The 7979-nt window shown below is 54.1% G+C and carries 9 protein-coding genes; 1 reads left to right on the top strand and 8 read right to left on the bottom strand.

Translation table 11 applies throughout. The features are described from left to right. Nucleotides 1-199: 199 nt before the first annotated feature. From ACSZO4_RS23675 to ACSZO4_RS23710, 8 genes are all read right to left on the bottom strand, one after another. Nucleotides 200-1381: a MalY/PatB family protein gene (locus ACSZO4_RS23675; protein WP_437891525.1), complete on the bottom strand. Its 1182-nt coding sequence runs from the start codon at nucleotides 1379-1381 to the stop codon at nucleotides 200-202. Beyond that, entirely contained in the window at nucleotides 1378-2808 is a 1431-nt protein-coding gene (locus ACSZO4_RS23680; protein WP_437891526.1) for an ABC transporter substrate-binding protein, read from the bottom strand. Before ACSZO4_RS23680 ends, ACSZO4_RS23675 begins: the two co-directional genes overlap by 4 nt. A gap of 56 nt (nucleotides 2809-2864) precedes the next feature. Next, complete coding sequence (locus ACSZO4_RS23685) at nucleotides 2865-3638, bottom strand: amino acid ABC transporter substrate-binding protein (RefSeq protein ID WP_437891533.1); 774 nt, start codon at nucleotides 3636-3638, stop codon at nucleotides 2865-2867. A 38-nt stretch (nucleotides 3639-3676) separates the two neighbouring features. Next, a complete protein-coding gene (locus tag ACSZO4_RS23690) occupies nucleotides 3677-4444 on the bottom strand; it encodes an amino acid ABC transporter ATP-binding protein (RefSeq protein WP_437891527.1) in 768 nt (255 codons plus the stop codon). After that, complete coding sequence (locus ACSZO4_RS23695; RefSeq protein WP_437891528.1) at nucleotides 4422-5120, bottom strand: amino acid ABC transporter permease; 699 nt, start codon at nucleotides 5118-5120, stop codon at nucleotides 4422-4424. Before ACSZO4_RS23695 ends, ACSZO4_RS23690 begins: the two co-directional genes overlap by 23 nt. Nucleotides 5121-5360: 240 nt before the next feature. Further along, on the bottom strand, nucleotides 5361-5768 hold the full coding sequence (gene vapC / locus ACSZO4_RS23700; protein WP_437891529.1) for a type II toxin-antitoxin system tRNA(fMet)-specific endonuclease VapC: 408 nt from the start codon (nucleotides 5766-5768) through the stop codon (nucleotides 5361-5363). Next, complete coding sequence (gene vapB, locus ACSZO4_RS23705; protein ID WP_437891530.1) at nucleotides 5768-5998, bottom strand: type II toxin-antitoxin system VapB family antitoxin; 231 nt, start codon at nucleotides 5996-5998, stop codon at nucleotides 5768-5770. Before vapB ends, vapC begins: the two co-directional genes overlap by 1 nt. Before the next feature lie 112 nt (nucleotides 5999-6110). Further along, nucleotides 6111-6860 carry an SDR family NAD(P)-dependent oxidoreductase gene (locus ACSZO4_RS23710; protein WP_437891531.1) on the bottom strand — a complete coding sequence of 250 codons (750 nt, stop codon included), beginning with the start codon at nucleotides 6858-6860 and terminating at the stop codon, nucleotides 6111-6113. 118 nt (nucleotides 6861-6978) lie between these two features. Between ACSZO4_RS23710 and ACSZO4_RS23715 the strand changes: the two genes are divergently transcribed. Further along, a complete protein-coding gene (locus ACSZO4_RS23715) occupies nucleotides 6979-7878 on the top strand; it encodes a LysR family transcriptional regulator (RefSeq protein WP_437891532.1) in 900 nt (299 codons plus the stop codon). Nucleotides 7879-7979: the final 101 nt, after the last annotated feature.

Consider the following 7979-nt stretch of genomic DNA (forward strand, 5'->3'; position numbering starts at 1 on the left):
AGCTCAGCTAAGGTAAGGCTAATACAGATAAGGACTCCACTGAACCCCACCGATTAAATCGCACCTTCCTTAATCAAAGGGGAAATAAACATAAGGAAAAATTGATTATTCTTTTCTGCTTGCGAAACAGATGAATAATGATTTCGTGGATTTTGCTATGTTAAACATTAAAATTAATCAGTGGCTTAACCGGTCACTGTCATGCATTTTTATGGCCGAAGGAGTGCTGTATCCGTGAAATAGCCTGCGCCAGTTCCGCACGCGGCAGGGCAAAATTAAGTCGCATAAATCCCTCACCCCGGTCGCCGAACTGGGTTCCACTCTCCAGCAATACTCCCGCTTTTTTAATCAATCGCGCTTCAAGCATGGACTGCGACAGACCGCTGCTTCGAAAATCGAGCCAGCCGAGATAGCTGCCCTGAACGTTAAACAACCGAACAGAAGTATGCTGGTGCAGCGCCTGCTGGAGAAAAAGGACGTTCCCGTGCAGGTACTGGCAAAGCGCATCCAGCCACGGGGCGCCGTCCCTGTATGCCGCTTCGCAGGCGATCATTCCCAGCGCGTCAGGCTTGTGGATGCTGCGTTGCACCAGGCCCGCGCGCAGCCGTTCACGGATGCCGGGGTTTTTGATAACCATATTGGTAACCGGCAGCCCGCTGAAATTGAAGGTCTTACAGGGCGAGGTGAAGGTGATGGCGTTGTCGGCAATCGCGTCGCTAAGTGAGGTAATGGACGTGTAAGGCGCTCCCTGAATATGCAGATCCTGGTGTACATCGTCGCTGAGAAGCAGCAGGTTATGGCGCTGGCAGATCGCGATAATTTGCCGGAGTTCATCCTGGCCCCATATTTTACCCAGCGGGTTATGCGGATTACACAGGATCAGCATTCGGCTGCGCGGAGTGATACAGGCCTCAAGCGTCGCGGGATCCAGAATATACTCAGCGCCATTTTCCTTCAGCGGCACCGTCACCTGCTGGCGCTGACTTTGCCTTATCACGCGGCCAAATGCGCCAAATCCCGGCGAAAACTCGATGATTTCGTCGCCGGGCTGAGTCAGCGTATGGAAGATAACATCCAGTGCGCCGATCACCGACTGGCAGGGTAAAATCCATTCCGGGGAGATAGCCCAGTGGTGGCGATCCGCCTGCCAGCGGCAAAACAGCTGCGGAAAATCCGCTGACCATTCCTGATAACCGATGATGCCGTGGGTTAATGCCTCCTGCATCGCCTCAAGCACCACCGGCGCGGTGCGAAATTCCATATCCGCAATCCATAGCGGAATAACGGGCTCACCGTCCTCACTGGTGGCCTGTTCCACCGCCCGCCATCGGGTGGCATTACGATCCCGGCGATTGACTGGCTCGTCAAAACCCTGGCTCATTGCACGTCCTGCTCGCGAATAATACGCACGCGCCCTTCCACTGAAGGCTGCCAGCCTGCGGCTTTCTCCCCGAGCGCCCAGACGCTGTCCGGCGCGTAAAGAAAAAGCCAGGGCGCATCATGATGTACCCGGGCAAATGCGGCCTCCAGAAGCTTAGCCCGCTGGCCGGTATCAGGCGTGGCGGCAATCATGTCGAGGACGGCATTGAGTTCATCGCTGTGATACCCCTGCCACCACGGGCCCTGGCGACGGGAATCCAGTTTTTCGACATAAACGCGCCAGGCGCTGGCCGGGCTGGAGTCAAAACAGCAGGCGTCGCCAAACTGCTTATCCCGCACCCGGTGCGCATAGGCCGGGCGATCCTGCCCCACCGACAAATTAACCTGAATGCCGACCTCACCGAGCTGGCGGGCAATATTTTGTGCCAGCGCAATCGACTCATCCGGGAAGCGGGCTGGCAGAGAAATATCCAGCGACAGCCCCGCCGCGTAACCGGCTTCAGCTAACAACTGACGGGTCCGCGCAGGATCGAATGGATACGGAGTAAGCGCCGCCGGAGTCCCCGGATGGCGCGGGCTTAACGGCCCGGAAAGCGGTTCGGCCTGCCCGTTTTGCACCTCAGGATCATTAATCACATCCGTAAGATTGACGGCATAATTGATGGCCTGGCGTACCCGCACATCACGCATCGGACCCTGCAACAGGTTGAAGAGAAAAATGACGCACAGGTAGCTTTTCTGTTTTACCAGTTGAGTGTGCTCCGCCTCGCGGGCAGGGACATCTACGGCGATATCCGCTTCCCCTTTCTCCAGCATCGACAGGCGACGTTCTGCATCTGGCTCGGCACGCCAGATAAGCGTCTGTACCCTCGGCATGCCCGCCCAGTGCTGAGGGAATGCCTGCATAATAAGGGTATCAAAATGCTGTTTAAGCGGTTGCCATGGGCCGCTGCCAATCAGCCGCTCCGGCAGCGCATCGGCCTGCACAACGGGAATATCCACCAGTAAATCCAGCAGATCAGCAAAGGGCTGGCGGGTTTCAATCAGCAAATGATGATCGTCTTCAACGGTGAAGATGACCCCTTCCAGATAGCCTCTGAGCACGCCTTCGGTGCCCAGCTCGCCGGGCATTTCCGGCGATAACGCCCGGCGTAATGACGCCGCGACATCCCCGGCGTTCAGCCGGGCGCCGCTGTGGAAATGCACATCTGTTCGCAGGGTAAAACGCCACTGCCGACAACGGTTATCCACCGTCCAGCCCGTCGCCAGCCAGGGGGCAAATTCCCCGGCGTCGTTGCGGCGCACCAGCGCGTCGTAGATGGCGTCAATGATACTGCGACGATCGCGAATATCGGACAGGATATGCGGATCGGCGAGCACCACTTTCGGTTGCACAATGGTCAGAACGGAGGTGGCGTTTAAGGTCATATTGGGTCTGCAAAAGCGTCAGGAAAGAAGCCCCGCAGAGTCTGCGGGGAGAACGATTATTTGGAAACGTCGGTGCCAAAGTAAGTGCTGGAGATTTTCTGGTACGTGCCGTCGGATTTAATCTCTGCCAGCGCCTTATTGATGGCCTGCTGTAGCTCCGGGTTGTCTTTACGGATCAGCACCCCTTCCTGCTCGGCATCACTCTGGGCGGCGACAATTTTCACTGGCGCATCCGGTTTGTGTTTTTTGAAGTCGAGGAACGACAGGTTGTCGTTAATGGTTGCATCGGCGCGGCCTTGCGCCACCAGCGAAACAGACTGATCGAAACCATCCGTTCCCACCACTTCGGCACCGTATTTACGCGCCAGCTGGGCATAGTTACTGGTCAGGGTATGGGCAGATTTTTTGCCTTTAAGATCGTCAAAGGTTTTGATCGCCGTGTTGTTGCTGTTAACGATCAGCACCGCTTTGGAGGAGATATAAGGCTCAGAGAAATCAAATTTCGCCTTACGTTCGGGGGTGATCGAAACCTGGTTGATGACCGCGTCATAACGTTTAGCGTCCAGCCCGGCAATCAGGCCATCCCATTTACCTTCGACAAACTCCGCTTTCACCCCGATGCGTTTGGCGATTTCACGGCCAATTTCCACATCAAACCCCACCAGCTTGCCGGATGCATCGTGGTAAGTGAAGGGTGGATAGGTGCCTTCGGTGCCGATTTTAAACACCCCGGCAGACTTGATGTTTGCCAGATCGCTTTGCGCGAAAGCCGCCTGCGAGACACTCAGTTGAATGGCGGTTGCCAGCAGTGCAGTCACTAATACCTTCATCATTAACTCCTTAACTTTTGAATGCCGTGTTTGTTGTTTTAAATTTCCCAGTCATCGGGAAGGGTGTCGGTCAGGGTGGAAATAAACAGCTGGGTGCGCGTTTTTTTGGCTTGAGTGAAAATGTTCTTTGACGTGCCGCTCTCCACGATGTGTCCGGCGTCAAGAAAGACCACCTGACTGGCGATATTCGCCGCCAGCCGCAGGTCATGGGTTGCCATCAACATGGTGGTGCCCTCGTTCGCGAGCTGGCGCAGTACGGCGACCACCTCCAGCGACAGTTCCGGATCAAGCGCCGAGGTGGGTTCATCGCAAAGCAACACTTTGGGCGAAGGGGCCAGCGCCCGGGCGATCGCCACGCGCTGCTGTTGACCGCCGGAGAGCATGGCAGGCCAGGCATCTCGCTTATGCGACATACCGACTTTGCTGAGCAGCTCTTCCGCCCGCGCTTTGGCTTTGGCGACCGGCCATTTCTGTACCACCACCAGCCCGCGCATGATGTTGTCGAGTACCGTTAAGTGCGGGAATAACTGGAAGCTCTGAAATACCATCCCGGTTTGCTGGCAAATCCGGCGAATATCTTTTTTCCTCGGCCTGGCGTGCTTATTAAAGACAATTTCTTCACTGTCAATCTTCACCGTTCCGGCCTCGGGTATTTCCAGTAAGTTCACGCAACGTAATAAAGTGCTCTTGCCACTCCCGGAAGGGCCAATTAATGCTGTAACACTCCCTTGCGCCAGGGTGAGCGAAATATCGTGTAAGACTTTTTGCGAGCCAAAACTTTTCTCAAGTCCTGAGAGCGTTATCATTATAATTTTCCTTGGCCACAGTATTTTTTTCTAAATGAGTTTCCAGACGCGACTGCAAATACGATAAAACGGAACTGATCAGCAAATAGAGAATAGCGGCTTCGGTATAAAGAATAAGTGGCTGATAGGTCACCGCCGCAATGCGCTGGGCGGCGAGAAACATCTCAGGGACGGTAATGACCGACGCCAGAGAGGTGTCTTTCACCAGTGAAATAAAGGTATTCGACAGCGGCGGCACTGCAACGCGCGCGGCCTGCGGCAAAATAATATGCCGCAGCGACTGGCTCCAGCTCATGCTGATGGAGTGCGACGCTTCCCACTGGCCTTTCGGCACCGAGAGCAGCGTGGCGCGGATCACTTCCGAGGTATAAGCGCCGATATTCAGGGTAAAGCCAATCACCGCCGAGGGAAAGGCATCCAGCGTAATGCCGGCATTAGGCAGCGCATAGAAAATAAGAAACAGCTGAACCAATAACGGTGTGCCACGGATAATCCACACATAAAAGCGCACCAGGTGTTTTAGCGGCGCGGGTCCATACAGGCGAATGAGCGCCACAATAAACCCGAGAATTAATCCAAGGACGAAGGTGATGAGCGTTAATGGAATAGTAAATGTCAGCCCGGCATACAGCATCGGCCAGAAAGAATCGAGCGCTAAAGATAACCAATCGGGCACACTTCACCTTCCCTGAAAATTATTATTTTCAGTTGTTATAAATTAAACAAAATAAGTTTTATTGATGAAAGGTGAGTCTACCACGGGGTAAATAGAGGCGTATCTAGATATACCGGCAATGCTTATGCGCCATGGGCATATAGATAAAAATCAGGCTTTGTAGAACAACATCTCCGGAACGGGGATTCGACTTACACCAGTTGAAACCATGGCCCCATTCTCATTGAGACAGACTTCAACTCATGACTGAATAGTCCAGTCTGTCACTCGCAGACCAGGTACGCGCTCAAATTCACGCATATTATTGGTCACCAGCACTAACCCCAGCGCACGAGCATGAGCGGCAATCATGCTGTCCCATGGACCAATCGGAGTGCCCAGTTTTGCCAGTTCCGCCCGAATTTGGCCGGTGTGTGTTGCGGCTTCAACGCCATAATTCAGCACTTCCAGTCTTGCAACAAATCCTTCAACAATGCGTAAGTTTTTCTCAGGCATCGCCGATTTTTCTGCGCCGTAAATGAGCTCCATCAGAGTGATGGCGCTAATGCACATACGGTCATAATGCTGCTGAAAAGCCTCGCGCACGACCTGAGGTTTATTCTTGATAGTAAAGATGCAAATGTTGGTATCCAGCATATATTTAAGCATTAAAACTCTTCCCTTTTTTGCTCTCCTGGTTGCTCACGTTCTCCCATAAAATCAGGGCTCACGCTCTCTCCATCGAACCAGCTATCCCAGGCCTCACCTGCGGGAGTGATGATTCGGGCCCGTCCCAGCGCCACAATTTCCACCTGTTTAACATCTTCAGGTAAAGCGACGGCTTTGGGTAAACGCACGGCCTGGCTACGATTGCTTTTGAATAGCGTCGTCTTCTCCATACGCCCTCCATTGGTGAAAATTCATCCTCTAAGATTAAAACACATATGGGATATGTCAATGGGATATACATTATGCCCCGTATCCCTTACGCAATACGGGGCAGTTTTGCCATTAAATCTGCGCCAGACCGCCGTCGACGAACAGCTCAACGCCGTTGATATAGCTGGCGTCGTCTGAGGCTAAAAACAGAATGGCGCTGGCAACTTCAGAGGGCTGGCCAATACGTCCTGAAGGAACCTGTTCAGAGAGCCAGTTTTTAGTGCCTTGTGCCTGTTCACCGCCGCCGAAGAGTTCATTGAGACCGGCGGTATCGGTCAGGCCTGGACTGACGGCATTAACGCGAATGCGCCGTGGTTTGAGATCGAGGATCCAGCTACGGGCAAAGTTACGCACCGCCGCTTTGGTGGCGGAATAGACGCTAAAGGCTGGCGTGCCTTTCACGCTGGTCGTTGATGCCGTCATTACGATGGATGCGCCATCTTTTAGTAACGGCAGCGCTTTTTGCACCGTAAAGAGCACGCCTTTAACGTTGGTGTTGAAGGTCTGCTCATAATGCTGCTCGGTGATTTCACCCAGCGCGGCAAAATCGCCTCCGCCGGCGTTCGCCACCAACACATCAATCTGCCCGTGCTGCTGTTGAATCACATCATAGAGACGGTCGATATCCGCCAGTTTGCTCATATCGCCACGTACCGCCACCACGCTACCGCCTATCTCCTGTACCGCCTGGTCGAGGACTTCCTGACGACGTCCGGTGATAAAAACACAGGCGCCTTCAGCGGCAAATGCCTTAGCGGTTGCCAGACCAATACCACTGGTGCCACCTGTAACCACTACCACTTTCTCACTGTATCTGTTCATGTTCTGCTCCGGTTTATTCCGTTGGGTTAGTGATAGTGACAATACCAGTGGAACGATGGTGCAAAAAGACAGCAAATATGCTATCCATCGTTCTATTAAAGGAACGATTAGAAGGCCAATGCGTACCGACCTGAATGATTACCGTTATTTCGCCGAAGTGGTACGTCACGGCGGTTTTGCCGCGGCGGGAAGAGCCCTGCATGAGCCAAAGTCGAAGCTGAGCCGTCGCGTTGCCGAGCTGGAGTCCCGTCTCGGCGTACGACTGATTGAACGCACCAGCCGCCGCTTTCGCGTGACCGAAGTCGGTGAGGCGTTTTATCAACGTTGCCGGGCCATTTTGCAGGAGGCGGAACAGGCCGAAGCGCTGATCGTTAACGCCCATGCCGAGCCTCAGGGGCTGGTACGCTTTAGTTGCCCGACCGGGATGGTGGAGGTGGTTTCCGACACGCTAATGGCTTATATGCGCCGCTACCCGAAAGTCCGGCTGCAAATTATCGCTGTTGATCGCCCGGTCGATTTAATCAACGAGCGTATTGATATTGCTCTGCGCGTACGCACGCAGCTGAACAGCGATGCAGAGCTGATAGTACGCACCCTCGGTATCTCACACCGGATTATGGTGACCAGCCCGGCGCTGGCGCATGGGGTCGGGGAAGATATTGCCATCCTGCAAAGCCTGCCCACACTGAGCACAGATGAAGATAATCAGGAAGCCGAGTGGCCGCTGGAAAATAGCAATCAGCAAAGCTTTATATTTCGCCATGAACCGGTGATGAGCTGTAATGATTTTTCCGCCGTGCGCACGGCGGCAAAAGCAGGATTTGGGGTGGCGTTTTTACCGGAACACTACTGCCAGCGCGCGCTGGAAAGTGGTGAACTGGTACAACTGTTCCCCGGATGGTGCAGCGTGCCGGGGATAGTTCACCTGGTGTTTACCACCCGTAAGGGCTTGCCTCCCGCAGTCAGGGCACTGATTGATAGTCTGGCGGCCTCATTCGCTGCGTTGACGAGGCTGTAGTTAGAAGTTTAGTGCGGGCATTGCCCCTCACCCCGGCCCTTATGTCTTGACCTTCCCCGCTCAGGCGGGGAAGATCCCCGACTGATCATCGGGGGGGTTGT

Source organism: Phytobacter sp. V91 (genome assembly GCF_965644225.1).
In the GTDB taxonomy this organism is placed as follows: Bacteria; Pseudomonadota; Gammaproteobacteria; order Enterobacterales; family Enterobacteriaceae; genus CBFFRJ01.